Origin of the sequence: Mesorhizobium muleiense, assembly GCF_900099905.1 — a bacterium.
In the GTDB taxonomy this organism is placed as follows: Bacteria; Pseudomonadota; Alphaproteobacteria; order Rhizobiales; family Rhizobiaceae; genus Mesorhizobium; species Mesorhizobium muleiense.
The window spans coordinates 149,724-174,172 of record NZ_FNEE01000010.1 but is presented as its reverse complement, the minus strand read 5'-3'; the positions used below and the strand labels follow the sequence as shown (position 1 = coordinate 174,172).

The 24,449-nt window shown below is 63.4% G+C and carries 29 protein-coding genes; 14 read left to right on the top strand and 15 right to left on the bottom strand.

Annotated elements, in window-relative coordinates:
* The first annotated feature begins 17 nt into the window (after positions 1–17).
* Positions 18–527 (top strand): NUDIX hydrolase, encoded by a 510-nt coding sequence (locus BLT09_RS19065; RefSeq protein WP_091595602.1) that lies wholly within the window; start codon positions 18–20, stop codon positions 525–527.
* Here the strand turns inward: BLT09_RS19065 and BLT09_RS19060 are convergent.
* The 5 genes from BLT09_RS19060 to BLT09_RS19040 all read right to left on the bottom strand — a co-directional run bounded on the left by BLT09_RS19060 (position 503) and on the right by BLT09_RS19040 (position 5,739).
* On the bottom strand, positions 503–1,354 hold the full coding sequence (locus tag BLT09_RS19060; RefSeq protein WP_023797466.1) for a citryl-CoA lyase: 852 nt from the start codon (positions 1,352–1,354) through the stop codon (positions 503–505). The two genes, BLT09_RS19065 and BLT09_RS19060, sit on opposite strands and share 25 nt — an antisense overlap.
* 13 nt (positions 1,355–1,367) lie before the next feature.
* Positions 1,368–2,552, bottom strand: coding sequence for a CaiB/BaiF CoA transferase family protein (locus BLT09_RS19055; RefSeq protein ID WP_091595600.1), 1,185 nt, complete (start codon positions 2,550–2,552; stop codon positions 1,368–1,370).
* A gap of 15 nt (positions 2,553–2,567) precedes the next feature.
* Positions 2,568–4,091, bottom strand: a complete 1,524-nt coding sequence (locus BLT09_RS19050) for a tripartite tricarboxylate transporter permease (protein ID WP_091595598.1) — start codon at positions 4,089–4,091, stop codon at positions 2,568–2,570.
* Positions 4,092–4,095: 4 nt separating this feature from the next.
* Complete coding sequence (locus tag BLT09_RS19045) at positions 4,096–4,632, bottom strand: tripartite tricarboxylate transporter TctB family protein (protein WP_077379464.1); 537 nt, start codon at positions 4,630–4,632, stop codon at positions 4,096–4,098.
* 129 nt (positions 4,633–4,761) lie between these two features.
* Positions 4,762–5,739, bottom strand: coding sequence for a Bug family tripartite tricarboxylate transporter substrate binding protein (locus BLT09_RS19040; protein WP_091595596.1), 978 nt, complete (start codon positions 5,737–5,739; stop codon positions 4,762–4,764).
* A gap of 192 nt (positions 5,740–5,931) precedes the next feature.
* Between BLT09_RS19040 and BLT09_RS19035 the strand changes: the two genes are divergently transcribed.
* A complete protein-coding gene (locus tag BLT09_RS19035) occupies positions 5,932–6,717 on the top strand; it encodes an IclR family transcriptional regulator (RefSeq protein ID WP_091595687.1) in 786 nt (261 codons plus the stop codon).
* A gap of 45 nt (positions 6,718–6,762) precedes the next feature.
* Here BLT09_RS19035 and BLT09_RS19030 read toward each other — a convergent pair whose 3' ends face one another.
* Together BLT09_RS19030 and BLT09_RS19025 are read right to left on the bottom strand one after the other, a co-directional pair.
* The gene (locus BLT09_RS19030; RefSeq protein ID WP_091595594.1) at positions 6,763–7,302 is read right to left on the bottom strand and encodes a GNAT family N-acetyltransferase; all 540 of its coding nucleotides are present in this window, start codon (positions 7,300–7,302) and stop codon (positions 6,763–6,765) included.
* A 201-nt stretch (positions 7,303–7,503) separates the two neighbouring features.
* Positions 7,504–7,704 carry a YdeI/OmpD-associated family protein gene (locus BLT09_RS19025; protein ID WP_268931444.1) on the bottom strand — a complete coding sequence of 67 codons (201 nt, stop codon included), beginning with the start codon at positions 7,702–7,704 and terminating at the stop codon, positions 7,504–7,506.
* Positions 7,705–7,874: 170 nt separating this feature from the next.
* Between BLT09_RS19025 and BLT09_RS19020 the strand changes: the two genes are divergently transcribed.
* Positions 7,875–8,330, top strand: a complete 456-nt coding sequence (locus tag BLT09_RS19020) for a DUF2214 family protein (protein WP_091595590.1) — start codon at positions 7,875–7,877, stop codon at positions 8,328–8,330.
* Here the strand turns inward: BLT09_RS19020 and nth are convergent.
* Positions 8,324–9,127, bottom strand: coding sequence for an endonuclease III (gene nth, locus BLT09_RS19015; RefSeq protein WP_091595588.1), 804 nt, complete (start codon positions 9,125–9,127; stop codon positions 8,324–8,326). The genes BLT09_RS19020 and nth overlap by 7 nt on opposite strands.
* A 22-nt stretch (positions 9,128–9,149) precedes the next feature.
* On the opposite strand from nth, the gene BLT09_RS19010 reads away from it, so the two are divergent.
* The 5 genes from BLT09_RS19010 to BLT09_RS18990 all read left to right on the top strand — a co-directional run bounded on the left by BLT09_RS19010 (position 9,150) and on the right by BLT09_RS18990 (position 13,984).
* Positions 9,150–9,644 carry a DUF2244 domain-containing protein gene (locus tag BLT09_RS19010; RefSeq protein ID WP_091595586.1) on the top strand — a complete coding sequence of 165 codons (495 nt, stop codon included), beginning with the start codon at positions 9,150–9,152 and terminating at the stop codon, positions 9,642–9,644.
* 221 nt (positions 9,645–9,865) lie between these two features.
* Positions 9,866–10,744, top strand: coding sequence for a methylated-DNA--[protein]-cysteine S-methyltransferase (locus BLT09_RS19005; RefSeq protein ID WP_091595685.1), 879 nt, complete (start codon positions 9,866–9,868; stop codon positions 10,742–10,744).
* Positions 10,745–10,890: 146 nt separating this feature from the next.
* Positions 10,891–11,802, top strand: coding sequence for a ribokinase (locus BLT09_RS19000; protein WP_091595584.1), 912 nt, complete (start codon positions 10,891–10,893; stop codon positions 11,800–11,802).
* 5 nt (positions 11,803–11,807) lie between these two features.
* A complete protein-coding gene (locus BLT09_RS18995) occupies positions 11,808–13,256 on the top strand; it encodes an amidase (protein ID WP_091595582.1) in 1,449 nt (482 codons plus the stop codon).
* 113 nt (positions 13,257–13,369) lie between these two features.
* On the top strand, positions 13,370–13,984 hold the full coding sequence (locus BLT09_RS18990) for a LysE family translocator (RefSeq protein WP_091595683.1): 615 nt from the start codon (positions 13,370–13,372) through the stop codon (positions 13,982–13,984).
* Positions 13,985–14,032: 48 nt separating this feature from the next.
* On the opposite strand, the gene BLT09_RS18985 is transcribed toward BLT09_RS18990, so the two are convergent.
* On the bottom strand, positions 14,033–14,974 hold the full coding sequence (locus BLT09_RS18985; protein ID WP_091595580.1) for a nucleoside hydrolase: 942 nt from the start codon (positions 14,972–14,974) through the stop codon (positions 14,033–14,035).
* 142 nt (positions 14,975–15,116) lie between these two features.
* Between BLT09_RS18985 and BLT09_RS18980 the strand changes: the two genes are divergently transcribed.
* Together BLT09_RS18980 and BLT09_RS18975 are read left to right on the top strand one after the other, a co-directional pair.
* Positions 15,117–15,542, top strand: coding sequence for an Hsp20 family protein (locus BLT09_RS18980; RefSeq protein ID WP_091595577.1), 426 nt, complete (start codon positions 15,117–15,119; stop codon positions 15,540–15,542).
* Between the two features lie 63 nt (positions 15,543–15,605).
* Positions 15,606–15,863, top strand: coding sequence for a BQ00720 family protein (locus BLT09_RS18975; protein WP_023797449.1), 258 nt, complete (start codon positions 15,606–15,608; stop codon positions 15,861–15,863).
* Positions 15,864–15,954: 91 nt separating this feature from the next.
* On the opposite strand, the gene ptsN is transcribed toward BLT09_RS18975, so the two are convergent.
* From ptsN to lptC, 6 genes are all read right to left on the bottom strand, one after another.
* Complete coding sequence (gene ptsN, locus BLT09_RS18970; RefSeq protein ID WP_023797448.1) at positions 15,955–16,419, bottom strand: PTS IIA-like nitrogen regulatory protein PtsN; 465 nt, start codon at positions 16,417–16,419, stop codon at positions 15,955–15,957.
* A gap of 152 nt (positions 16,420–16,571) precedes the next feature.
* A complete protein-coding gene (gene hpf, locus BLT09_RS18965) occupies positions 16,572–17,156 on the bottom strand; it encodes a ribosome hibernation-promoting factor, HPF/YfiA family (protein ID WP_023797447.1) in 585 nt (194 codons plus the stop codon).
* Positions 17,157–17,425: 269 nt separating this feature from the next.
* Positions 17,426–18,952, bottom strand: a complete 1,527-nt coding sequence (rpoN, locus tag BLT09_RS18960) for an RNA polymerase factor sigma-54 (protein ID WP_091595575.1) — start codon at positions 18,950–18,952, stop codon at positions 17,426–17,428.
* Positions 18,953–19,141: 189 nt separating this feature from the next.
* Positions 19,142–19,960: an LPS export ABC transporter ATP-binding protein gene (gene lptB, locus BLT09_RS18955; protein WP_027153062.1), complete on the bottom strand. Its 819-nt coding sequence runs from the start codon at positions 19,958–19,960 to the stop codon at positions 19,142–19,144.
* A complete protein-coding gene (locus BLT09_RS18950) occupies positions 19,960–20,586 on the bottom strand; it encodes an LptA/OstA family protein (protein WP_091595573.1) in 627 nt (208 codons plus the stop codon). Before BLT09_RS18950 ends, lptB begins: the two co-directional genes overlap by 1 nt.
* Entirely contained in the window at positions 20,573–21,286 is a 714-nt protein-coding gene (gene lptC, locus BLT09_RS18945; RefSeq protein WP_091595571.1) for an LPS export ABC transporter periplasmic protein LptC, read from the bottom strand. The genes BLT09_RS18950 and lptC overlap by 14 nt, the downstream gene beginning before the upstream one ends.
* 322 nt (positions 21,287–21,608) lie before the next feature.
* Between lptC and sppA the strand changes: the two genes are divergently transcribed.
* The 4 genes from sppA to lhpI all read left to right on the top strand — a co-directional run bounded on the left by sppA (position 21,609) and on the right by lhpI (position 24,438).
* Positions 21,609–22,562 (top strand): signal peptide peptidase SppA, encoded by a 954-nt coding sequence (gene sppA, locus BLT09_RS18940; protein WP_091595680.1) that lies wholly within the window; start codon positions 21,609–21,611, stop codon positions 22,560–22,562.
* Between the two features lie 68 nt (positions 22,563–22,630).
* On the top strand, positions 22,631–22,915 hold the full coding sequence (locus BLT09_RS18935) for an integration host factor subunit beta (RefSeq protein ID WP_023797441.1): 285 nt from the start codon (positions 22,631–22,633) through the stop codon (positions 22,913–22,915).
* 81 nt (positions 22,916–22,996) lie between these two features.
* Entirely contained in the window at positions 22,997–23,329 is a 333-nt protein-coding gene (locus BLT09_RS18930; RefSeq protein WP_091595569.1) for a LapA family protein, read from the top strand.
* Between the two features lie 134 nt (positions 23,330–23,463).
* Positions 23,464–24,438 carry a bifunctional Delta(1)-pyrroline-2-carboxylate/Delta(1)-piperideine-2-carboxylate reductase gene (gene lhpI / locus BLT09_RS18925; protein ID WP_091595678.1) on the top strand — a complete coding sequence of 325 codons (975 nt, stop codon included), beginning with the start codon at positions 23,464–23,466 and terminating at the stop codon, positions 24,436–24,438.
* The last annotated feature ends 11 nt before the right edge of the window (positions 24,439–24,449 follow it).

Genomic DNA, 24,449 nt, shown 5'->3' with positions numbered 1-24,449 from the left:
TGATTGGATCGCCGGCAATGGCAGCCACCAAGAAGAAGGTCGTGCGCAAGGCGAGGAAGGGCGAGCGGATCCGCCAGGTCGCGGCAATTCCCTTTCGGCTGGGCAGGCATGGCGGCGTCGAGGTGATGCTGGTCACCTCGATATCGACAAGGCGATTTATCGTGCCCAAGGGCTGGCCGATGAAGGGCAAGAGTGGGCGCAAGGCAGCCACCATCGAAGCGCGGGAGGAAGCCGGCGTCCTCGGCAAGACGCTGAAGCAGCCGGCCGGCACCTATTCCTACTGGAAGCGGCTGACGAACCGCTTCATCCGCATCGACGTCACCGTCTACCTGCTGGCGGTGACGGAGGAACTGGCCAACTGGCAGGAAGCCAAAAGGCGGCAGCGGGCATGGCTGGCGCCGGCAGACGCAGCCGTGCTTATCGACGAGCCCGAACTTTCAACGCTGCTGAAGAACTTGAAAATTCCCCAGCCAGCGCCCGCTGGCGAACTTGAACCAAGGTCTCATTTGGCGTCGTCCTCTCCCTGAGGGAAAGACCGCACCGGCGTGCCGGTATAGGCCCACAACCATTCGCGCGGCAGTGGTCCTTTGTTGCGGTCGCTCTGTTGCGACTGTTCCCACGCATGCGCCAAGATGCCGACCGAGCGCGACAGCACGAAAAGGCCACGTGTCAGCGGCGGCGGAAAGCCGAGCTCGCCATAGATGACGGCGGTGGCGCCGTCGATGTTGAGCGGGATCTTCTTGCCCTTGCGCCGCGCGACCTCGGCCTCGACAGCCTCGGCGATGTCGGCGAAACGTCCGCTGACGACGCCGCGCGCGGCAAAATCGCGGGTCAGCTCGATGAGACGCGGCGCCCGCGGATCGACCGGGTGGAAGCGATGGCCGAGCCCCGGCACGTAGGATTTTTCCTCGGCGAAGAAGCGATCGAGCCGCGACGCGACGGCATCGGCAAGCGTCACGCCTGCGTCCAGTGCCGCGGCGATGTCGCCGTAGAAGGCAAGCGCCTGCTCGCCGGCGCCGCCATGCACGTCGCCAAGCACATTGATGGCTGAAGCCATGGCGCTGTTGATGCCGACGCCGCAGGTGGCCGCCATGCGGGCAATGGCGATCGACGGCGCCTGCGGCCCGTGGTCGACGGCCGCCCCCAGCGCGATACCGAGCAGCGCCGCCTGCTCCTCGCCAGGCAGTTCGCCGCGCAGCATCAGCCAGATCATCGCCGGAAAGCTGACGCGGCCGATCAGGTCCTGGATCTCATAGCCACGCAGCCGGATCACGCCAGGGCGCATTTCGATGATATCGGTCTGCCACCATTCCTCACCGCGCTCGCGGCCGGTTTTTTTCTCAACGTTGCTCATGTTCTCGCGTCGCTCATGCCTGCGCCCTTTTCTTGACGCGCGGCGGCAGACTGGCAAACACCTCGTCCATGTGCTCGCCCAGCGCCGGCGGCGGCTTGGTCGGCAACGGTGCTTCGCCATCGACCATGAACCCGCCGCGCACGACGGTCAGCGGTCGGTCGATGTTCGGCATGCGATCGAAACGGGTGGTCATGTCGCGCTCGATCACTTGCTGCTCGGCCAGCACCTGCGGGATCGTCAGCACCCTGCCCGCCGGCACGCCTGCGCGATTGAGCGTCTCCTCCCAGGCCGCGGCCGAGCTGTTCGCCAGGGCATCCTCGATCAGCGCCTTCAAGGCGATGCGGTTGCGCTTGCGCGTCTCGCGCTCGGCAAAGCGCGGGTCCGACGCCAGCTCCGGCAGCCCGACCAGCCGGCAGAGCGTGACGAACTGCTCCTGCTTGTTGGCGGCGATGTTGAGCAGACCGTCGCCGGTGCGAAACGTGCCGGAAGGTGCCGCCGTCATGTTCTCGTTGCCCATCGGCTGCGGCTCGACGCCTGCCGTCAGATAGTTGGAGACCGGCCAGCCGAGCGCGGAAAGCGTGCATTCGAGCATCGACACGTCGAGGAAAGCGCCCTCGCCTGTCGTCTTCTGCTTCACAAGTGCCGCCGTGATGGCGAACGCCCCGACCAGCCCACCCAGCGTGTCGGCGACGGGGTATCCGACACGCAGCGGCGCGGTCTGCGCAGTGCCGGTGATGCTCATGATGCCCGAAAGACCCTGGATGATCTGGTCGTAGGCCGGATTGTCGCGCATCGGCCCGGTCTGGCCGAAGCCCGAAATCGCGCAATAGACAAGACTGGGGCGGACCTCTTTCAGCCTGGCATAGCCGAGCCCCAGCCGATCCATCACGCCGGGGCGGAAATTCTCGACCAGCGCGTCGGCGGAGGCGACCAAATCGAGGAAGCGTTCGCGATCGGCCTCTTTCTTGAGATCGAGCACCACCGATCGTTTGCCGGCGTTCTGCGCCAGGAATGAAGCGCCCATGCCGGTGCTGTTGAGTTCCGGCGAGCCGCCGAGCTGGCGCGCCAGATCGCCGCCTTGCGGCGCCTCGACCTTGATCACATCGGCCCCGAGCAGCGCCAGCTGATAGGCACAGTAGGGGCCAGCCAGAACATTGGTCAGGTCGAGGACGCGGATGCCGGACAGCAGATCGGTCATGATGTCACAAACAGGTCAGGCATCGCCCGGCACGTGTTCCGGTCCACGCATGCGGCGGCGTTCGATGTAAGCGTAGACATGCGGCCCGATCAGCCCGATGAACGCCAGCGTCAGCAGTGTCAGCGACAGGGGATGTTTGTAGAACACCGACCAGTCGCCGTTCGAGATGGTCATCGCGCGGCGGAACTGCGTTTCGGCGAGCGGCCACAGGATCATGCCGATGATGACCGGCGCCGTTGGGAAATCGAAGCGCCGCATCAGGAACCCGGCCCCGCCGAGCAGATAGAGGATGACGAGGTCGGTCGGCGACTGAGAAATACCGTAGGTGCCGACCGTGGCGAACACCAGGATGCCGGCATAGAGCTGCGGCGCCGGGATTTTCAGCAGCCGCACCCATAACCCGATCAGCGGCAGGTTGAGGATGACGAGAATGATGTTGGCGATGAACAGGCTGGCGATCAGCCCCCAGACCAGATTGGCCTGCGTCATGAACAGCATCGGCCCGGGATTGATGCCATAGCTTTGGAAGGCCGACAGCATGATCGCGGCCGTCGCCGAGGTCGGCAACCCAAGCGTCAGCATCGGCACCAGCACACCGGCGGCCGATGCGTTGTTGGCGGCTTCCGGCCCGGCAACGCCTTCGATGGCGCCGACCGTGCCGAACTCCTCCTTGTGTTTGGAGAGCTTTTTCTCGATTGCATAGGACAGAAAGGTCGGGATTTCGGCGCCGCCGGCCGGCAGCGCGCCGATCGGGAAGCCGAGCAGGGCGCCGCGCAGCCAAGCCTTCCACGAGCGTGCCCATTCGGCCGCCGTCATGTAGAGCGAGCCCTTCAGCGGCACGATCTCGTCCTTGCCGGCATAGCGGCGCGATGCCATGTAGAACGTCTCGCCGACCGCAAAGAGGCCGACGGCGACGACGATCACGTCGACGCCATCGAGCAATTGGCTCATGCCGAAGGTGAAGCGCGGTTGCCCGGTCTGCAGGTCGACGCCGATCATGCCGATGACGAAGCCGATGAACAGGCTGGTCAGGCCACGAACCGACGACGAGCCGAGCACCGCCGAAACCGTGATGAAGGCCAGCACCATCAGCGAGAAATATTCGGCCGGGCCGAAGGACAGCGCGAATTTGACGACGACCGGGGCCAGGAAGGCGACGCCCAGCGTGCCGAGTGTGCCGGCGACGAAGGAGCCGATCGCCGAAGTGGCAAGTGCCGCGCCGCCGCGGCCGGAACGGGCCATCCTGTTGCCTTCCAGCGCAGTGACGATGGTCGCGCTTTCACCCGGCGTGTTGAGCAGGATCGATGTCGTCGAACCGCCATACATGGCGCCGTAATAGATGCCGGCAAACAGGATGAAGGACGCTTCGGGCGCCACCTGGTAGGTGATCGGCAAAAGCAGGGCGATGGTCAGCGCAGGTCCCAGGCCTGGCAGCACGCCGATCGCTGTCCCCAGTGTCGTGCCGAGCAGGCACCACATGAGATTGACCGGCGTAAAGGCGACCGAAAATCCGTGCGCGAGATGGCCAAGCGTTTCCATGGCTTCAGCCTCTCAACATACGGATAATGGAATCGAGGCCCGTGTTCAGCTGGTTCTCGATGAAGCCGGCGCCGATGTTGACGCCGAGCGCCCTGGCGAAGCCGAAATAGGCGGCAAGCGCCAGGATCAGGCCAAGCAGCACGTCACGCAGCGGATGTCTGCTGCCGAATCCGTGGCAGATGAGAACGAACATGATCACCGAGGCTGCGGTGAAGCCAAGCGGCTGGATCAGAACAAGATTCGCAACCAGTCCGACGGCGACGATGCCCATCGCCTTCCAGTCGGTCGGGGTTTCCTTTTCTTCCTCCGGCTGCCAGCCGCCCCGCAGAGCGGCGACGATCAGCAGCAGGGAAAGGACCGTCATGCCGACCATGGTGATGTAGGGGAAGACGGTCGGGCCGACCTTGGAGTAGAGCGGCGACACCGGAATCGACAGAGTCTGCCAGGCCACTGCGCCGGCGCAGGCAAGAAGCCCGATGCCGATCAGCAATTCGGGCACGGCAAGGCGCGGCCGCGCCGCCTGCTGGTCGCTGGTGCTCATGATCGTCCTCCCTGGATAGCCGGTCTCCCACGGCCGACCTCACCGCAGTTTCACTCGCGCCGGATCGTATGTCCATGCGGCTGGCGAACATCGGAAAGGGGCAGTGCAGACCGCCCCTCTCCGGGGACATCAGGCAAGGCCGAGGTCCTTGAGGATGGCTGCGATCCGAGCCGTGTCTTCGGTGAGAAATTTCGCGTAGTCGTCGCCGGTGAGCAGGATCTGCGTCCAGTTGCGGTTTTTGCATTCGGTGGCCCAGGCTTCGCTTTTGGCCATCGTCTCGACCAGCGTGATCATCGCCGCCTTGTCGGCGTCGGAAACGCCCGGCGGTGCGAAGACGCCGCGCCAGTTGAACAGTTCGACATCGATGCCGGCTTCCTTCATCGTCGGTGCGTCGATGCCTTCCTGGCGCTTGTCCGCGGAAATGGCAAGCAGCCGAAGCGCGCCTGCCTTGACCTGTTCGGAGAACTCGCCGTAGCCGGAGATGCCGGCCGCGACCTGGTTGCCGAGAAGCGCCGACAATGCCTCGCCGCCGCCGGCGAACGGCACGTAGGAGAGGTTGGCTGCCGGAACACCGGCCGTCTTGGCGATAAGGCCGAACAATATGTGGTCCGAGCCGCCGGCCGAACCGCCAGCCACCGGCACTTTGGTCGGATCGGCCTTGAGGGCGGCGACGAAATCCGCTGCTGTCTTGAACGGCGAGGCCGCAGGCACCACCAGCGCCTCGAATTCGCCGGTGAGGCGGGCGATCGGCGTGACCTCGGTGAGATTGTTGGCCGATTTGTTGGCGATGATGGCGCCAACCATGACCATGCCGGCAACCATCAGCGAATTGCCCTTGCCGTTCCACTGGCTGATGAATTGCGGCAGGCCGACTGTGCCGCCGGCGCCGCCGACATTGGTGATCTGCGAACCGGAGATCAGCTTCTCACTGCGCAGCACCTGGTCCATCGTGCGCGCCGTCTGGTCCCAGCCGCCGCCGGGCGCTGCCGGCACAAAGATCTGGATCTGCGGTGCGTCCTGCGCGAAAGCGGGCGAGAGATGCAACGCTGCGAAACCGGCGGCGCCGGCAGCGGCGGTGCTCGTTAAAAATCTGCGTCTGTTCAGCATGGGGTTCCTCCAATCACGACACCTCCTCCGGTGCCTGCCAGCAACGTAGCCTGAATTCAGACCCGCTCGACAAAAATTCATGCAGTCTTTGCATCGTTCTGTCAACCGGAATGGCATTCTGCTGGACAGAACTGTCCGGATGCGGCACGATTGTTCCGATCGGCCCTTCTGTCCAACTGGGAACGGAACGACGTGGTCAAGCGGACAACCGTAACACAATCCAAGCCTGCGTCGACCAACGGCGTTGCCGCGCTCGACCGAGCCATCGCCATCCTCGATGCTTTCGCTGCTGCCGACCGTTCGCTCAGCCTGGCCGAAATCGCGGCGCGCACCGGCCTCTACAAGAGCACGATCCTGAGGCTGGCGAACTCGTTGCTGCGCGGGCAATTGCTGGAGCGTCTCGACGACGGCCGCTACCGTGTCGGCCCTGCCACCTTTCGGCTGGGCGCCCTATACCAGCGTTCGGTGGTGGCGATCGACATCCTGCTGCCGATCATGCGCGATCTGGCCGAGCGAAGCTGGGAAAGCGTCGCTTTCTATGTCCGTTCGGGCGACGTGCGCACTTGTCTTTACCGCGTCGAGTCCAAGCATCCCATCCGCTACACCATCCGGGAAGGCGACGTGCTGCCCCTGCTGGCCGGCACAGGCGGCCGCGTGCTTGCGGCGTTTTCCGGTCAGCAGGGCGAACCATACGAGACGATCCGCAAAACCTACCATTGTTTGTCGGTCGGCGATCGCGACCCCGAGACGGCGGGCGTCTCGGCACCAGTGTTCGGGCCGGGGCACATCCTGCTCGGTGCGTTGACGCTGTCCGGCCCGAGCACGCGCGTCGACGCGGCCTTTCTGCAGCGCATGAAAAATCCGCTGATCGAGGCGGCCGCGCGCGCCACCCGCGCTTTCGGCGAAGACGCCTCGATGCTCGAACAGGCGGCCCTAAAGGCCGAAGCGGAAGGCCCGGTGCTGAAGCGGCAGGCCTAGAAAGCCTCGATTCGACCAGAACCACAGGATGCCAGGCCGCAACCGCTAGGGCTGCCGTTCCAGCAGGATCGTCGCATTGTCGTGATAGGTGGTCCGCAACACTTCGCTGTAGCCGCATTTGGCCGCGACGCTCAGCGAAGCGGAGTTTTCCGGATCGATGATGCAGACAGTCCTTGCACGCCCGAATGCCTCGTCGCCCCAGGCGAGAGCCCGTCCGACGACTTCGCTGGCGAACCCTTGGCCATGTGCGCCCGGGGCCAGCGCCCAACCGGCTTCCGGAACGCCTTCGATCGACGGCACCATGTCGCGCTTCAGATCGTGGAAACCGGCCTCGCCGATGAAGCGGCCGGATGCCTTGTCCTCGATCGCCCAGAAGCCGTAGCCCAGCAGCGACCACAGGCCGGCATGACGCAGGAAGCGCATCCAGCTTTCCTCGCGCGTGCGCGGCTTGCCGCCGATGAAGCGGGTGACGTCCGGATCGGCCCACATGGCGACATAGGTATCGAAATCATCGAGCTGGTGTGGCCGCAAGATGGTTCGCTTCGTCTCGATGACCGGTGCACTGGCTGCTCCTGGATTTCCCATAACTCTGCCCCGCCACGCATGATCGCCGAAAAACCTCCTCCGAAACGATCATGCGCAAATTCAAAGTGTTTCTTTGCCGGTGCCTCATGCATGTCGCCCAAATGTCCAACAAGAGCCAGGACAGCGCAGATCATCCTCCAGCGCGAGAAACGAGGTCGAGGCGCTTCGACCGCGGGAAACTGTGACCCGAAAAGCGCGGTTTCAGCCGCGCCAGGGCATGTTCATGTAGACGCCTCCACGCTTCAATTCGTCCAGCATCTGGTCGAGCCGCTTGTGTCTTGTCTCGGGGCGTTTGGCACGAGCGATCCAGCCGAGATAGTCGTTCTTCTGATAATCCGGTCTGTCATCATAGGCCGCCATCAAACCCTGCTTTGTCAAAGCGGTTCGAATGTAGTCCGGCATCGGGTTCAAGGCGCGTTTCAGTCTGGTCATCGTCAAAATTTAGGCTGTCAGGATTTGGCGTCAACGTAGTCGCGAACTCCAGCTCCGGCATGGGAATCTTGCCGAACGATGCTACCCTTCGCATGAACTGATTCAGCGTCCGCTGTGCCGTCCGACGGAGGGAAAAGGGCATGGATACCACCGATCTTCTGCTTGCCATCTTTCATCATCTGCTGGTGTTTTCACTGGCCGGCATCATCGGCGCCGAATTTGTCCTGATCCGCGGCGATCTGCCCGCCGCGACGATTCGGCGGCTTGTCGGCATCGATCGCCATTACGGCATCATCGCCATGCTGATCATCGTTGTCGGCATCGGACGCGTCATCTACGGCCTGAAAGGTTGGGAATTCTACGTCTACAACTGGGTATTCTGGGCAAAGATGGCGGCCTTCGTCACAGTCGGGCTGCTGTCGATCATCCCGACGGTCCGCTTTGCGTCCTGGAGCAGGCAGGCCTCGGCCAGCCCCGGCTTTCAAGTGCCGGCGGCACAACTTGCATCCGTTCGAACTTATGTCCGCGCCGAAGCCTTGATCTTCCTGCTGATCCCGGTCTTCGCCGCGGCGATGGCGCGCGGCTACGGCTACTGAATTTCGCCTACGGGTTCGAGCGGCGCAATTTCGACCAGCGGCGCCGGAACATCATTCGTCTTCTCCTCGGCCTTGCAGATGTCAGCGATGACACAGACCGGGCAATCCGGTTTGCGCGCCTTGCAGACATAGCGGCCATGCAGGATCAGCCAGTGATGCGCATGGCGCATGTATTCGTCCGGAATGATCCTCAACAGCCCCTGCTCGACCTGTTCCGGCGTCTTGCCGGGCGCCAGCCGCAGCCGGTTGCCTATGCGAAAGATATGCGTGTCGACGGCCATGGTGTGCTGGCCGAAGGCCATGTTGAGCACGACATTGGCGGTCTTGCGCCCGACGCCCGGCAGCTTGATCAGTTGGTCGCGGTCGTCGGGCACTTCGCCGCCATAGTAGCGGATCAGCGCCTCCGACAGCGCGATGACGTTCTTGGCCTTGTTGCGCCAGAGCCCAACGGTGCGGATATAGTCGCCTACCTTGGCTTCGCCGAGAGCCAACATCTTTTGCGGCGTGTCGGCGACCTTGAAAAGCGCCCGCGTCGCCTTGTTGACCCCGACATCGGTCGCCTGTGCCGAAAGCACCACCGCCACCAGCAGCGTGAAGGCGTTGATGTGTTCGAGCTCGCCCTTCGGCTCGGGCCGCTGAACGGAAAAGCGTCGGAAAATCTCGTGCACTTCGGCCGGGCTGTAGCGCGAATCGGACCGCACCGGCCGGGCACGCGGTTTGGCGTTCGCACCGTCGCGTCGGCCGGGGAGCAGTTCATTTTTGGGTGTAGAGGAATTTTTGGACTTGGGCCTCGTCATCCCCTTCCTATAATATCCCGGCATGAGCGACACAAACGCCTCATTTCAGGCCGACGAGCCATTCTTCCAGGCGTTGCTGATACCGCATCGGTCGCTGGGCAAAACCGGCTTTGCCATCCTGATGGGCGCTCTGCTGTTCGGCTCGTTGGTCACCGGAGCGTTTTTCCTGTCGCGCGGCGCCTGGCCGGTGTTCGGCTTCCTGGGTCTCGACGTCATCGCCGTCTACATCGCCTTTCGCGCCAATTATCGTGCCGCCCGCGCCCGTGAGGAGGTGTCGGTCTCGCGCACCAGCCTCGACATCCGCAAGACCGCGCCATCAGGCAAATCGGAAGCCCATCGCTTCAATCCGTTCTGGGCGCGTTTTTCGGTCGCCCGCCACGCCGAAATCGGCATCACCAGGATGGCGGTGGAAGCACAAGGCCAGAATGTGCCGATCGGCGGCTTCCTCAATCCCGATGACCGCGAGAGCTTTGCGTCAGCCTTTTCGCGCGCCCTGGCGACCGCGAAAGCGCGCTGAATGTGAGCGAACCGCCTCGTTCGCGAACCGGTTCTGCGGTGCCTTGCCATAAACGGCAATCGGCAGCGTCTACTTCTCCTTGGTGGGATGCACGTTTTCGCCAGCCATCGTCGGCTCCTTGCTCGAAGCCAAATCTATCTGGATGCACATGACGAGAAGGCAAGTTTCGGGTGGTGATCGGAGCCGCGAAGGACGATATTCACGATCAAGGAGATGGCCCGATGAACGCACAGACAGCTATTCTGAAGAAAGACATCACACCCGAAGGCGGTGACTACGAAGTTGTTCGGCGCGCGATCGAGAAGATCAGCCTTGACTATCGTGACCAGCCGTCGCTCGAAATATTGGCGGAGGAAGTCGGCGAGACGCCGACCGGGTTGCAGAAGCTCTTCACTCGCTGGGCCGGCCTGTCGCCCAAGGCGTTTCTGCAGGCGGTCACGCTCGACCATGCGCGCAAACTGCTCGATTCCGGCATGCCGCTGCTCGAGGCTTCTTTCGAGGTCGGCATGTCAGGCCCCGGCCGGTTGCACGACCTTTTCGTCACCCACGAGGCGATGTCGCCGGGCGACTACAAGACGCGCGGCGCCGGGCTGACGATCCGCTACGGCTATCATATCTCGCCTTTCGGCATCGCCCTGATCATGGTCACAGATCGTGGGCTTGCCGGCCTCGCCTTCAGCGATGCCGGCGACGAGCGCGCAGCCTTTGCCGACATGTCCGGCCGCTGGCCGAACGCAAACTATGTCGAGGACATGGCCGCGACGGCGCCCTATGCGGCGCGCATCTTCGATCCGGCGCTGTGGCGCGCCGACCAGCCGCTGCGCGTCGTCTTGATCGGCACCGACTTCCAGGTCCGCGTCTGGGAAGCCCTGCTGCGCATCCCGATGGGCAAGGCCTGCACCTATTCCTCGATCGCTGCCGGCATCGGCGCACCGAGCGCCAGCCGGGCGGTGGGTGCCGCGGTTGGCGCCAATCCGATGTCCTTCGTGGTGCCATGCCACCGGGCTCTCGGCAAGTCCGGCGCGCTCACAGGCTACCACTGGGGCCTGACGCGCAAACGCGCCATCCTTGGCTGGGAAGCGGGACAGGTCGGATCCTGAAATCGCGCGCCAATTGTCGATGTCGGCACCGCCGACGCCTGGAGTTGCGCTGAGAAGCGCGTTCAAACCTGACGCGATTAGATCGCGCGGTCTGGCAAGCGGCGGCCTTACGGAGTAGCTTCCCGCAGTCAGCAGGGAGGCACCACTTGATCATCGTTGTCGGCTCGATCAACCTCGACCTTATCGCCAATGTCGACCGCTTGCCCGCACCGGGCGAGACGGTCCGTGGCTCCGGTTTCGCCACCGCACCCGGCGGCAAGGGCGCCAACCAGGCGCTGGCCGCCGCGCGTGCCGGCGCCAAGGTGCGCATGGTCGGCGCGGTCGGCAAGGACAATTTCGCCACCGAAGCGTTGGCGCTGTTGCGGGACGGCAAGATCGACCTGTCCGGTGTCGGTGAAACCTTCGCCTCGACCGGCACGGCCTTGATCATGGTCGCCGACGACGGCGAGAATGTCATTGCCGTGGTGCCGGGCGCCAATGATTCGGTCGTCACAGGCGACCTCTCCAAGGCTTTCATGAAGAAGGGCGATGTCGTGCTCCTGCAGCAGGAAATCCCGCTGCAGACTGTCGATGCAGCACTGGACGCAGCACGGGCGGCAGGCGCGGTTACCGTGCTCAACACGGCACCGTTCCGCGCAGAGGCGGCCGCCTTCCTCGGCAAGGCCGACTATGTCGTCGCAAACGAAACCGAATTCGACCTCTATGGCGAGGCGCTGTCGCTGAGCGGCCGCGATCGCCCGGCGCGGATGCGCGATTTCGCGGGGACGACCGGTCGCACAATCGTCGTCACGCTCGGCGGTGACGGCGTTCTGGCCGCCACGCCAGCCGATCTCCTGATGGTTCCGGCGTTGAACGTCACTCCGGTCGATACGGTCGGCGCCGGCGACACGTTCTGCGGCTATTTCGCCGCCGGGCTGTCATCGGGCCTGCCGCTCGACCAGGCGCTCGCCCGTGCTGCAGCCGCTGGTTCGCTCGCTTGCCTGAAGCCCGGTGCCCAGCCGGCAATCCCGCTGGCGAAGGAAGTCGAGGCGGCGCTCCAAGACCCGGAGGCCAGGTGAGAGCCATGCGTCCGGCCACAAAACATGCCGTGCCGCCTGCCGGCGATATCTGCCGCCTGTCCGCCATGGATCTCGCCGACGCGATCCGGCGCCGCCGGTCGTCGGTACGCGAGGTGGCGACGGCATTCCTCGACCGGATCGACGCCGTAAACCCGCTGGTCAACGCCATCGTCTCGTTGCGCGACCGCGCCGACATCCTGCGCGAGGCGGACGGGGCGGACGCCCATCTGGCGCATGCAGGGCATGCCGGACCGCTGTTCGGTCTGCCGATCGCCATCAAGGATCTCGCGCAGACCAAGGGCCTCAGGACCAGCTTCGGCTCGCCGATCTTCGCCGATTTCGTGCCGCAGGAAGACGATTTCTTCGTCGAGCGCATCCGCAAGGCCGGCGCCATCATCATCGGCAAGACCAACGTTCCCGAATTCGGCCTGGGCTCCAACACCTACAACACGGTGTTCGGTTCGACACTCAATGCTTTCGACCCGGCCTTGACCGCCGGCGGTTCGAGCGGCGGCGCGGCGGTCGCACTGGCGCTCGACATGGTGCCTGTCGCCGACGGCAGCGACTTTGGCGGCTCGCTGCGTAACCCGGCCGCCTACAACAACGTCTATGGCTTCCGTCCGTCGCAGGGACTTGTGCCGGCCGGCCCCGAGCTTGACGTCTTCCACGCCCAGATGGGCGTCGAAGGGCCGATGGGCCGCAACGTTCGCGACATGGCGTTGCTGCTCGACGAGCAGGCTGGCTACGACCCGCGCGCGCCGCTCTCGCATCACAAACAGGGCTGCTTCCTGCAGGGACTGCAAACGCCGACGGCCGGCGGCCGCATCGCCTGGCTCGGCGATCTCGGTGGTCATCTGCCGGTCGAACCCGGCATCCTTAGTCTTTGCGAGGCTGCTCTCGGCCGGTTCGCCGCGGCATCCTTTCAGACCGAAGCGCTGGTGCCGGATTTCGATTTCGAAGCGCTGTGGCAGGCCTTCGTGACGCTGCGCCAGGCGAGCAGCGGTTGTGCGCTCAAGGCACATTACGACGATCCCTTGAAACGCGCTCTTCTGAAGCCGGAGGCCGTGTGGGAGGTGGAACAGGCGCTGCAACTCACGGCGCCGCAGATCCACGCCGCCACGGTGAGGCGCTCGTCCTGGCATCGAACGTTGCTGTCACTCTTCGACCGCTTCGACCTGATCGCGCTGCCAACCGCCCAGGTTTTTTCCTTCGATGTCGGTACTCCTTGGCCCAGGGAGGTGGCCGGGCGTGCCATGGACAGCTATCACCGCTGGATGCAGGTGTCAGCGCTCGCCACGCTGGGCGGCTGCCCGGCGGTCAACGTGCCGGCCGGCTTCGATGACAGAGGCAGGCCGATGGGCATGCAATTGATCGGGCGGCCGCGCGGTGACATGGCCGTGCTGAGAGCGGCGGCAGCCTACGAGACGACGCTGCCGTGGCTGGCTGGAGCCTAAAATAATCCAGGTCAAGGTTGCCGGCGACATCTCTTGCCGGCTTGCACCCGCGTTACTGTCATGCATTGATCGCGGTAAGCCGTGTCGCAAAGCCGCATACCGTCGAGGAAATCATGTCGCTGGAACTCTATGCCACCTATCTCGTCGCCTGCCTTGTCATCATCCTGGTACCCGGACCGACGGTCACGCTGATCATCGCCAACAGCATCCGCCATGGCTCTCGCGCCGGCCTCGCCAACGTCGCCGGCACACAGGCCGGACTGGCGATCATGATCGCCATTGTCGGCATCGGATTGACCTCTTTGATCGCGGGAATGGGCCATTGGTTCGAATGGGTCAGGCTGATCGGTGCCGCCTATCTGATCTGGATGGGTGTGCAGATGTTCCGCTCCAAGGGCAAGCTGAACGCCGACGGATCGGCAAAGACACCGCGCGGCGGCTTCTTCCTGCAGGGCCTGCTGGTGGCGATCAGCAATCCCAAGACGCTGGTGTTCTTCGGCGCCTTCTTTCCGCAGTTCATCGCCCCTGACGGCAACTATGGGTTGCAGATCGGCGTCATGGGTCTCACCGCCATGATCTTTGCCGCCGTATCGGATTCGACCTACGCGCTGGCCGCCGGCCGCGCCGGACGCCTGCTTTCGGCCGGCCGCGTCAAGCTGCTGTCGCGGATAAGCGGCAGTTTTCTGGTCGGCGGCGGCCTGTGGCTGGCATTTTCAAAAGCGAAGTGAGCGGCACTCTTTTTCTTCTCCCCTGGGGCCCCTGGGGAGAAGAAGAACCTAAAGCCGGCCCAGCCTTTCCAGCAGCAGCGCGAACAACGCATCGTGGTCGATGTCGCGCATCACCATGGCGTTGCTCGGCCGTTTGGTCACGCCCCACCAGTCGATCACGGTCATGCCCATGGTGAGTTCCGAGGCGGTTTCCACAGCGACGTTGCAGTTGCGGCCCCTGAACAGCTCGGGTTTCAGCAGATAAGCGATGACGCAAGGGTCATGCAGCGGACCGCCGTCGGTGCCGTATTTCGCTTCGTCGAATCGTTCGAAGAATTCCAGCATCTCCGCCGTGGCCGTGCCGACCCTGGTGCCGAGCTTGCGGTAGGCTTGGGTGCGCTTGGCCGTGGTCAGCGCCTTGTGGGTGACGTCGAGCGGCATCATGACGATCGGAATGCCGGATTTGAATACGACATCGGCGGCATGCGGGTCGACATAGATGTTGAATTCGGAGGTCGGGGTGACGTTGCCGCCTTCGAAGAAGCCGCCGCCCATCAGCACGATTTCCTTGATGCGCGGCGCGATCTTCGGCTCGCGGATCAGCGCCAGCGCTATGTTGGTGAGCGGGCCGAGCGCGCACAGGGTGATCGTGCCGCTCTCTTCCTTCATCAGCGTCTCGACGATGAAATCGACCGCGTACTGGGCCTGCAGCTCCATGGTTGGTTCGGGCAATTGCGGTCCGTTGAGCCCGGTCTCGCCGTGCACCTCCTCGGCGGTGACCAGTTCGCGCGCCAGCGGCCGGATGGCGCCGGCATAGACCTTGATGTCAGGCCGGCCGGCCAGTTCGCAGATCTTGCGTGCATTCTTTTCGGTGAGCCTCAGCGGCACGTTGCCGGCGACGGCGGTCATGCCGACGATCTCCAGCTCGGCGCTGCCGAGCGCCAGCAATATGGCGACGGCATCGTCCTGGCCGGGATCCGTGTCGATGATGATCTTGCGGGATTGGGGCATTTCAATTCCTTTTTAGGGAGTCTTTTTGGGCGGGGATTTTGACGGCTTGAACTCGACCGCCGGGCGGACCATATCAAGACCATCGGGAAAAATGCCATACGGGTTTTTCCAGTTTATGTCGCTCTTGAGAGGACAGTGTAACATGAGCCGAATGACGCCTTTTTCCAGCCCGCTTCTCCTGGGTTTTGACGCCATGGAAAAGACCCTGGAGCGTCTGGCGAAGTCGGGTGACAGCTACCCTCCCTACAACATCGAGCGCCTCAGCGGTGCCGACGGCAAGGCCGAAAGGCTGCGTATCACGCTCGCTGTCGCCGGTTTCGCCGAAACCGATCTCGATGTGACCACGGAGGAGAACCAGTTGGTCGTGCGCGGCCGTCAGAACGATGACACCGAGCGCGAATTTCTGCACCGCGGCATTGCCGCGCGCCAGTTCCAGCGCTGTTTCGTGCTGGCCGACGGCATGCGGGTGATCGCGGCGGAGCTGAAGAACGGTCTTTTGTCGATCGATCTCGATCGGCCCGAGTCCGAACGGCTGGTACGGAAAATAAACATATCGGTGAAAGACTGATTTTTACCGATTGCTCTCATGCGAGGCGGCCTTGAACGGGGTCCTCGCTGCACGGAGGCTTAAATGACCAGAACTGACGAAAATCTTATCATGACCAGCGGCGAATTCGCCCATCTCGGCGAAGGCTCGGTCGCCTATCTCAGGAAAATCTCGAGCGACGATCTGCGCGGCCGTTTCCCGGGCCTCGGCGAAATCGCGCCCGGGCTGGAACTGTGGGCCCTGTTTGCCGCCAACGGCCAGCCGATCCTGCTTTCCGACGCTCGCGAGCGGGCGCTGGCCGGCGCCCTGGAAAACGACCTGACCCCCGTCGCGATCCACTAAGTCGCCATCCACCAACAAGACGGCGCAGCGATCTGGTTAGAACGGACAGGGCCGCTCGCGGCGGCCCCTTAACCGAACTGATCGAAAAAACTCAGGCCGCGTGCGAGGCTTGTGTATCCGATAAAAGCGCATGGATCGCGGCGGCGTCGCGGGTGCCCCTGATCTTGGCCACCGTGTCGGCGTCGCGCAGCACCCGCGCAATGCGCGACAGCGCCTTGAGATGGTCGGCGCCGGCGCCTTCGGGCGCCAAAAGCAGGAACACCAGATCGACCGGCTGGTCGTCCAGCGCCTCGAAATCGACCGGCGTCTCCAGCCGGGCGAAAACCCCGGCGATCCGCTTCACCCCGGCCAGCTTGCCATGCGGAATGGCAATGCCGTTGCCGACACCGGTCGAGCCCAGCCGTTCACGCTGCAGGATGGTGTCGAACACCTCCCGTTCCGGAATGCCGGCAATCGCCGCCGCCCTTTCGGACAGCATTTGCAGCAGTTGCTTCTTGGAGTTCGCCTTCAACGCCGGCAAGATTGCCGGAACGTTGATAAGATCGCTCAGGTCCATACTTGAAATCCCTTGTTCGCCTGCCGTCGCCAGCCCTCACTCTCGCGTGCGGCTGGTGCCTTATCCCAGTGCGGCCTTGGCCGTCATCCCAGTGCGGCCTTGGCCGTCAGCCCAGTGCGGCCTTGGCCGTCAGCCCAGTGCGGCCTTGGCCGTTAGCCCTGCGCGACCTTGGTCGTAGACGGGTCGATCCAGCCGATGTTTCCGTCCGGCCGACGATAGACGATATTGAGATGCTCGTTCCCGGCGTTGCGGAAGACGAGGACCGGGCTGTCCTTGGTGTCGAGTTCGATCACGGCTGACGCCACCGACATGGTCCGCAGCGTCATGGTTGATTCGGCGACGATGGCTGGCGCGAAATTCTCCGGCATTTCCTCGTCATCGTCGGCAAGCGGCGCCATCACCGTATAGGCGACGTCGGTGGGTTCGCCATTGGCGTTGCCTGAATTATGCGACTTCAGCCGACGCTTGTAGCGGCGAAGGCGGGTCTCGAGGCGATCCGCCGCCGCCTCGAAAGCGAGCGTCGGGTCCTGCGCTTCACCGGTCGCCTGCAGCGAAGCGCCGGAATCCAGCCGGATCATGCAATCGGCCGTGTAGCGCGATCCCGATTTGACGACTACAATTTGCCCAGAAAAGCCCCGATCGAAATATTTCCCGATCACCTCTCCGACACGGTCGTTGATGCGCGTACGGAACGCATCGCCGATATCCATGTGTTTTCCTGATATGCGCAGCGTCATCTGAATACTGACCTTCCTTGCTCAGGCTTCAAACTGTCCCGAGTTTATACCCGTGGTCTGAGCGCACAAGCTTTGCGGCGTCACTTGCGCCGATTTTAAATCCGAACTTTTCCGATTGATCACAAGCCGCCTTCTTGACCGTCCCGTGGCCAACGTCGTGACGGACCATCCGCATGCGGGCAGTAGCCCGTCCCATGCGGGCGGGCTTCTAGCCACTTCATTGCGGCTTGTCAATGAAGTGCGAAAGCTGTCGAAAATTCAGTCGGAGATCAACGTCCGGCGCTGGCCAAAGCGCGTTTTTCACGCCGCCGCTGCACCGACGAGGGAATATTCATGCCCTCCCGATACTTGGCGACCGTGCGCCTGGCGATATCGACGCCGCTTTCCCGCAACATATCCACAATCGCGTCGTCGGAAAGCACGTCGGCAGGTTTCTCCTCGTCGATCAACTGCTTGATGCGGTCGCGCACCGCTTCAGACGAATGCGCGTCACCGCCACCCGACGAAGCGATCGAGGCGGTGAAGAAATAGCGCAGTTCGAACACGCCGCGCGGCGTCAGCATGTATTTGTTGGCGGTGACCCGGCTGACGGTCGATTCGTGCATGCCGATAGCGTCGGCCACCGTGCGCAGGTTGAGCGGCCTCAGGTGACGCACGCCATGGACGAGGAAGGCGTCCTGCTGGCGCACGATTTCTGAGGCAACCTTGAGGATGGTCTTCGCCCGCTGATCGAGGCTGCGCGTCAGCCAATTGGCGTTTTGCAGGCACTCCGCCAGGAAATCCTTTTCCGTCTGATTTTTCGCATGCGGCGAAACCCGGGCGAAATAGATATGGTCGACCAGCACGCGCGGCAGCGTTTCGGGGTTGAGTTCGATCACCCAGCTCCCGTCATTGGCCGCACGCACTTCGACATCGGCGATGATCGCGTCGCTGGCGCCGCCCGAAAACGCCATCCCCGGGCGCGGATCGAGCGCACGTATCTCGGCCAGCATGTCGAGCAGATCCTCCTCATCCACCCCACAAATCCGTTTCAGGGTCTGGAAATCGCGCCGGGCCAGGAGTTCGAGATTGGCAATCAGAGCCTTCATCGCAGGGTCGAGACGGTCGCGGACGGCAAGCTGCAGCGACAGGCATTCGGAAAGGTCGCGGGCAAAGAGGCCGGTGGGCTCGAATGTCTGGCAGACCGCGAGCGCATTTGCCACCGCCGCTCTGTCGGTGCCGAGACGGGTGGCGATCTCAGCCATGTCGGCGCGCATGTAGCCGGCCTCGTCGAGGCCATCGGCCAGTTCGCTGGCGATCAGCCGTGCTGCCGGGTCGGCGAAGGCAAGCGCAACCTGCTCGGCGACATGCTCGCGCAGCGTGATGGCTCCGGCCGCCATGTCTCCGACGTCAAAACCGTCGGAAGAGGATGCGGAACCGTTGCCGGATGCCGATTTCCACTGGGCCGTCAGGTCGGGACCGAGTCGCTCGCTGGTGCCGGGGTCGTCGGGAAACAGGTTTTCCAGCGAAGTATCGAGCTTTTCCGAGATCGCCTCGGCGCTCCACGCCGTGTCCTTCTCGAACCAGTCGCCGGCGGTGACCGTTTCCGGCGCGGCATCGATCTTCTGCGCCTGGTCGCTGACGGCATCGTCTTGCGGCTCGGCGCGCTCGAGCAAGGGATTGCGCTCGATCTCGTCGTCGATGAAGCGTTCCAGCTCGATGTGGGTGAACTGCAGCAGCCGTATCGACTGCATGAGTTGCGGCGTCATCACCAGCGACTGGGACTGTCGTAGCTGTAGTTTTGCCGCCAACGCCATGGTTCGGTTTCAAACGCCCTGTCTACGCATCCGGACTGCCGGAAGGAGTTCGGCATAGAAACTGGCCCGGCTTTTGCTTGTCAAGGCGACGGCGATCAAAACTCGCCTGTCCGTGCGTATTCCGACGAGAAATCGAAAAAAAAGCTCTGTCTCGCGTCAAAAACCGCGTCTGGACAGAAATTTTCACGCTTAGAGTGTAAAACCCTCACCGAGATAAAGCCGCCGCACATCCGGGTTTGCGACCACTTCGTCGGCCCGGCCATGGGTCAACACCTGGCCGGCATGGATGATGTAGGCGCGGTCGATCAGGCCGAGCGTCTCGCGGACATTGTGATCGGTGATGAGCACGCCGATGCCGCGCGCCGTCAGATGGCGCACGAGTTGCTGGATGTCGGCGACGGCGATCGGATCGATGCCGGCGAAAGGCTCGTCGAGCAGCATGTATGCGGGGCGGGTCGCCAGGGCGCGCGCGATTTCAAGGCGCCGCCGCTCGCCGCCGGAAAGCGACAGCGACGGCGCCTTGCGCAGATGGCTGATGTGAAACTCCTCGAGCAGTTCGTCGAGAATGCGTTCGCGCTCCTTGCGGCTCTTCTCGACCACTTCGAGCACGGCACGGATGTTTTGCTCGACGCTCAAGCCGCGAAAGATCGACGCCTCCTGCGGAAGGTAGCCGATGCCAAGGCGGGCGCGGCGGTACATCGGCATAGAGGTGACATCGAAGCCGTCGATTTCGATCGTGCCTTCGTCGACCGGCACCAGGCCGGTGACCATGTAGAAGCAGGTGGTCTTGCCGGCGCCGTTGGGGCCGAGCAGCCCGACCGCCTCACCGGCGCGCACGCCGATCGTCACGCCACTGACGACTTTGCGGCCCTTGTAGCTTTTGGTCAGCCCTTTGGCGATCAGGGTTCCCTTGAATTTTACCTGATCGAGGTTAACCGCGGCCGGTGCCGCAAGTTTGCTGGCGGCGCGTCCTGGAAGACGCGCCAACAGCGATGCTACGTCGACCATCAGGGGTTCGCCGCTCCCGACTTCGGCGGCGTGATCGACATCATGACGCGTCCACCGCCGCAGGGGTCGACCTGGGCCAGACCGCTCTTCATCTGCACGGTCAGCTTGCAGCCGACCAGTACATTGTCGCCTTGCGAGAGCACGACTTTGCTGCCTGAAAGCACCAGCACTTCCGTCTTCATGTCGAAGGTGCCGCTGTCGCCCGTGGCGACCTGGTCGTCCGATTTGATATAGACCTTGTTGGCGACCTCCAGACGGTCGATGTCGGCCGAGCCGGTCATCGCGGCACCCGAGGCCTGCTCACCCTTGGCGGCTGCGTCCGGATCCTTGACGTAATAGACCGTCATCTTGCCGGCCTTGAGCAAGGTCGGACCCTGGACGACGTTTACATTGCCGGTGAACACGGCGACGCTATCCGCCTGGCGGACCTCGAGCTTGTCGCTTTCGATCTGGATGGGCTTGTCGCCGGACAGTTTGAGGCCCGACAGCTGGCTGGTGGTCCTGGACTGCGCCAGAGCCGGCGCCGCCGCCAAAGTCAGCCCCAAAGCCAGCCCCAGGGCGGCCAGCCCTACGGCCGGCAACGCCGAAGCCGCGGCCACGAGCCGTGTCGAACTACTGAACCGCATTGGATTCTCCGCTCATTGCCTCTGCCGCCTTCAAGCTGGCGGGATCGATGTTGACACGCACTCTGTTCTCGAAAACCACGATCTTGCCGTTGTCCTGGACAGACATCGAATCCGCGGTAATCCGCGACCCGCCACGGCTGACGTCGACCGGATCGTTCGTCTTCATAGTGCCTTTGCCCATGTCGAGAAAGACCGATTTGAACTTTGCCGCCAGACCATCGGTGGTGGTTATGGTGACATCGCTGGTCAGGCTCATGGTGTTGCCATCGCGATTGAAGCTACCGTGCGGGGCATTGATGGCCGCCACATTGTCGGTTGATATCGGCAGCTTGGCGTCGATGCCTTCCAGATTGATGATACCTTGCTGGCTCACGTCCTGTATGGCGCGCAAAGCCGTCATGGAATAGGGCAGTTTCTGCTTGGTGAACCCGTTGAGCTTGGGGTTGGCCATCACCAGCTTGCCATTGGCGAACGCGCTGGCGTCGGCCTGGACCTGGATTGAGCCAGGTGCCATGAGATAGGAATAGACCGGGACGGCGACCGCGATCGCGGCAGCGGCCAGCGGCACCGCCAGCTTCAAGATACGCACGCGGCGCGAATGGCGCTGGGCGATGCCGAAGGCGTCGACTCGCGCCGGGCCTACGTCCGGGGAAGCCAACTCCGTCTCGGTGTTGGTCGGTTCGATCGGTCGCGCTAACATAACTGCTTTCTTCTAAGCCCCTGCCGCCAAGCACCCCTATAGGTGGGATGCCGGCGCCCTCAAGCAAGCACAAGCGGAGGAAAACCGCAAAAGTGTGACGGTTGCTGTTGCACAAACGAAAATGAAACCGGCACAACTTGCACGTCATACCAGATACGGGCGGACAGCGTTAGGGGCTGTGGATTGGTCTTTTATGTTCTCTCGTAACGCCGGCTCGCCAACGTCGAGACCTTGTCTTTGGCGCAAGCTCGTCAGGAATCGGTAGCCGGGCGCGGGCGGTTGCTTTAAAAGCATCTGCTCCCCACCGACTATGAGGCTGACCATGGTACTGAGAGCCGACGACCTGATCGACCGCCGCCGCTTGCGCCGCAAGCTGACATTCTGGCGCGTTGCAGCGCTTGTCGTCGCAGCAGCCGGGCTGATTGCCTTTTCGACCTGGATTTACGGCGATGACTTCACTGGCGCGGCGGTCGACCATATCGCCAAGGTCAAGATCGAGGGCACCATCACCGAAGACGACGACCTGATCAAGCAACTGGACGCCATCCGTCAATCCTCGAGGGTGAAAGCTGTAATCCTGTCGATCGATTCACCTGGCGGCACCACCGTCGGCGGCGAATCGATCTACGAGGCAGTGCGCGAGCTGGCCGCCGAGAAGCCGGTGGTGGCCCAGGTCGGCACGCTGGCCGCATCGGCGGGCTATATGATCGCCACCGCGACCGATCATATCGTCGCGCGCAAATCGTCTATTGTCGGCTCGATAGGCGTGCTGATCCAGTATCCGGACGTCAGCGGCCTCATGAACAAACTCGGCGTCAAGCTCGAGGAAGTGAAATCGTCGCCGTTGAAAGCTTCGCCGTCGCCTTTCAAGCCGACCAATGACGACGAGCGCACCATGGTCCGCAAGCTCATTCTCGACAGCTACGACTGGTTCGTCGGCATCGTCGCCGAACGCCGCAAGATGACCAAACCGGAGGCGCTGGCGCTGGCCGACGGATCGATCTTCACCGGCCGGCAGGCCGTTGCCAACAAATTGGTCGACGCGGTCGGCGGCGAGACCGAAGCGATCGACTGGCTCGCAACCAAGGGCGTCGACGCCAAGCTCAAGGTGGTGGAGTGGAAGGACGCGGAAAGCGGCGGTTTCCTGTTCTCGAAGGCGATGGCGCGAACCATCGGCAGTGCGCTCGGCCTGCCCGACTATGGCGGCGACATCATTCACGAACTTGGTGCCGATCGCTTGTTTCTTGACGGTCTGGTTTCCGTCTGGCACCCTTGAGACGAGTGAAAAAGCAAATAAAATCATCCTCATAATTTGACCGCAGTGTTTTCACGGGGAGCCCTCTCATGATCAAATCCGAACTTGTGCAGATCATCGCCACACGCAACCCGCACCTTTTCCTGCGTGACGTCGAAAACATTGTCGGCGCGATTTTCGACGAGATCACCGACGCGCTTGCCGAAGGCAACCGGGTCGAACTGCGCGGTTTCGGCGCTTTCTCGGTGAAAAACCGCCCCGCCCGCACCGGCCGCAATCCGCGTACCGGGGAATCCGTTGAGGTCGAGGAGAAATGGGTGCCGTTCTTCAAGACCGGCAAGGAATTGCGTGAAAGGCTGAACAGCGGCAAATAAGCGCCGCGCGGGCTCATGCGCCATGCCGGCCTTTTCAGGAGGGCCGGCCTTTGGTAGAGCCCGCCTTCGACAGGAAATTCTATGTTCAATCGTTTCATGCTCATCGTGGTCTTCGTGCCGCTGGCCGTCATTCTGATTGCGCTGGCGGTCGCCAACCGCGATCCGGTTGCCTTCACCCTGGACCCATTCAACCCCGGCAATCCGGCGCTGACGATGACGCTGCCGCTTTTCATCTTCCTGTTCGTGGCCCTCGCCATCGGCATGATCGTCGGCAGCCTGGCGACCTGGATCAAGCAGGGCCGCTATCGCAAGCTGGCGCGCCAGCGCGGCGTCGAGGCCGAGAACTTGCGCCAGGCGGTCAGCCGGGCACCGGCCGCGCAACAAGGCCCCTCCTTGCCGAAGCCGACGGGCTGACCCGGAACCGCCGCGCGTCCTTTTTGGGCGCGCAAAGGACGCTGTACCATTTTTGATTGCGCATGATCTTTGCGGAAAATCGCTTCTGGTTTCGCGGTCATGCGTCAGGCGTATTTCTCTCGACGGAGCTTCCCATGCTGAGCATTTCGGCGGCCGAGGTCGATCAGGCGCTGACCTTTCCCGGCCTGGTCGAAACGCTGCGCGCGGCTTTTCGCGATGGCGCGGTACAGCCGGTCAGGCACCACCATACGGTCGAACGGCCCGACGGCGCGGCCTCGACCCTGCTCCTGATGCCGGCCTGGACCGACTTCAATGCCGTCGGCTCGTCGGCAGGCGGCCATATCGGCGTCAAGATCGTCACCGTGTCGCCCGACAACAACGCCGTGGGCAAACCCGCGGTGATGGGGCTTTACCTCCTGCTCGACGGTACGACCGGCGAGCCTGAAGCCATGATCGACGGCCAGCGCCTGACGCAGTGGCGCACGGCCTGCGCCTCGGCGCTGGCAGCCTCCTATCTGGCCCGCGAGGACGCTTCGCGGCTGCTGGTGGTCGGCGCCGGCGCGCTGTCGCCGTTCCTCGCCAGGGCGCATTGCGCGGTGCGGCCGATCACCGTCATCCGCATCTGGAACCGCACGCCCGCCAATGCAGAAAAGGTTGCGGCGGAATTGCGCGCCGAGGGCTTTGCGGCCACCGCCGCGAGCGATCTCGACGCCGAACTCGGCCAGGCCGACATCGTTTCGTCGGCGACGATCACGACCACGCCGCTGATCAAGGGCGCGCTGTTGAAGCCGGGGACCCATGTCGATCTGGTCGGCGGCTTCACCCCGGCCATGCGCGAAAGCGACGACGATGCGATTGCGCGCGCCCGCGTCTACGTCGACACCCGGGCCGGCGCCACCAAGGAGGCGGGCGACATCGTCCAGCCACTGGCCTCGGGCGTGCTGGAGGCGCAAGCCATCGTCGCCGACCTGCATGAATTGGCACGCGACCAGAAGAAGGGCCGGCAGAGCCCCGGTGAGATCACGCTGTTCAAATCGGTCGGCGCAGCCCTCGAAGACCTCGCCGCCGGCATTGCGGTGTACAAGGCGATGGGGAAGTCAGGGGAGTAGGGGAGTAGGGG

Bases quoted from the DNA above. Each gene is read 5' to 3' on its own strand.
- BLT09_RS19065 (WP_091595602.1), top strand. From the start codon at position 18: ATGGCAGCCACCAAGAAGAAGGTCGTGCGCAAGGCGAGGAAGGGCGAG.
- BLT09_RS19060 (WP_023797466.1), bottom strand. From the start codon at position 1,354: ATGAGCAACGTTGAGAAAAAAACCGGCCGCGAGCGCGGTGAGGAATGG.
- BLT09_RS19055 (WP_091595600.1), bottom strand. From the start codon at position 2,552: ATGACCGATCTGCTGTCCGGCATCCGCGTCCTCGACCTGACCAATGTT.
- BLT09_RS19050 (WP_091595598.1), bottom strand. From the start codon at position 4,091: ATGGAAACGCTTGGCCATCTCGCGCACGGATTTTCGGTCGCCTTTACG.
- BLT09_RS19045 (WP_077379464.1), bottom strand. From the start codon at position 4,632: ATGAGCACCAGCGACCAGCAGGCGGCGCGGCCGCGCCTTGCCGTGCCC.
- BLT09_RS19040 (WP_091595596.1), bottom strand. From the start codon at position 5,739: ATGCTGAACAGACGCAGATTTTTAACGAGCACCGCCGCTGCCGGCGCC.
- BLT09_RS19030 (WP_091595594.1), bottom strand. From the start codon at position 7,302: ATGGGAAATCCAGGAGCAGCCAGTGCACCGGTCATCGAGACGAAGCGA.
- BLT09_RS19025 (WP_268931444.1), bottom strand. From the start codon at position 7,704: ATGCCGGACTACATTCGAACCGCTTTGACAAAGCAGGGTTTGATGGCG.
- BLT09_RS19020 (WP_091595590.1), top strand. From the start codon at position 7,875: ATGGATACCACCGATCTTCTGCTTGCCATCTTTCATCATCTGCTGGTG.
- nth (WP_091595588.1), bottom strand. From the start codon at position 9,127: ATGACGAGGCCCAAGTCCAAAAATTCCTCTACACCCAAAAATGAACTG.
- BLT09_RS19010 (WP_091595586.1), top strand. From the start codon at position 9,150: ATGAGCGACACAAACGCCTCATTTCAGGCCGACGAGCCATTCTTCCAG.
- BLT09_RS19005 (WP_091595685.1), top strand. From the start codon at position 9,866: ATGAACGCACAGACAGCTATTCTGAAGAAAGACATCACACCCGAAGGC.
- BLT09_RS18995 (WP_091595582.1), top strand. From the start codon at position 11,808: ATGCGTCCGGCCACAAAACATGCCGTGCCGCCTGCCGGCGATATCTGC.
- BLT09_RS18990 (WP_091595683.1), top strand. From the start codon at position 13,370: ATGTCGCTGGAACTCTATGCCACCTATCTCGTCGCCTGCCTTGTCATC.
- BLT09_RS18985 (WP_091595580.1), bottom strand. From the start codon at position 14,974: ATGCCCCAATCCCGCAAGATCATCATCGACACGGATCCCGGCCAGGAC.
- BLT09_RS18980 (WP_091595577.1), top strand. From the start codon at position 15,117: ATGAGCCGAATGACGCCTTTTTCCAGCCCGCTTCTCCTGGGTTTTGAC.
- BLT09_RS18975 (WP_023797449.1), top strand. From the start codon at position 15,606: ATGACCAGAACTGACGAAAATCTTATCATGACCAGCGGCGAATTCGCC.
- ptsN (WP_023797448.1), bottom strand. From the start codon at position 16,419: ATGGACCTGAGCGATCTTATCAACGTTCCGGCAATCTTGCCGGCGTTG.
- hpf (WP_023797447.1), bottom strand. From the start codon at position 17,156: ATGACGCTGCGCATATCAGGAAAACACATGGATATCGGCGATGCGTTC.
- rpoN (WP_091595575.1), bottom strand. From the start codon at position 18,952: ATGGCGTTGGCGGCAAAACTACAGCTACGACAGTCCCAGTCGCTGGTG.
- lptB (WP_027153062.1), bottom strand. From the start codon at position 19,960: ATGGTCGACGTAGCATCGCTGTTGGCGCGTCTTCCAGGACGCGCCGCC.
- BLT09_RS18950 (WP_091595573.1), bottom strand. From the start codon at position 20,586: ATGCGGTTCAGTAGTTCGACACGGCTCGTGGCCGCGGCTTCGGCGTTG.
- lptC (WP_091595571.1), bottom strand. From the start codon at position 21,286: ATGTTAGCGCGACCGATCGAACCGACCAACACCGAGACGGAGTTGGCT.
- sppA (WP_091595680.1), top strand. From the start codon at position 21,609: ATGGTACTGAGAGCCGACGACCTGATCGACCGCCGCCGCTTGCGCCGC.
- BLT09_RS18935 (WP_023797441.1), top strand. From the start codon at position 22,631: ATGATCAAATCCGAACTTGTGCAGATCATCGCCACACGCAACCCGCAC.
- BLT09_RS18930 (WP_091595569.1), top strand. From the start codon at position 22,997: ATGTTCAATCGTTTCATGCTCATCGTGGTCTTCGTGCCGCTGGCCGTC.
- lhpI (WP_091595678.1), top strand. From the start codon at position 23,464: ATGCTGAGCATTTCGGCGGCCGAGGTCGATCAGGCGCTGACCTTTCCC.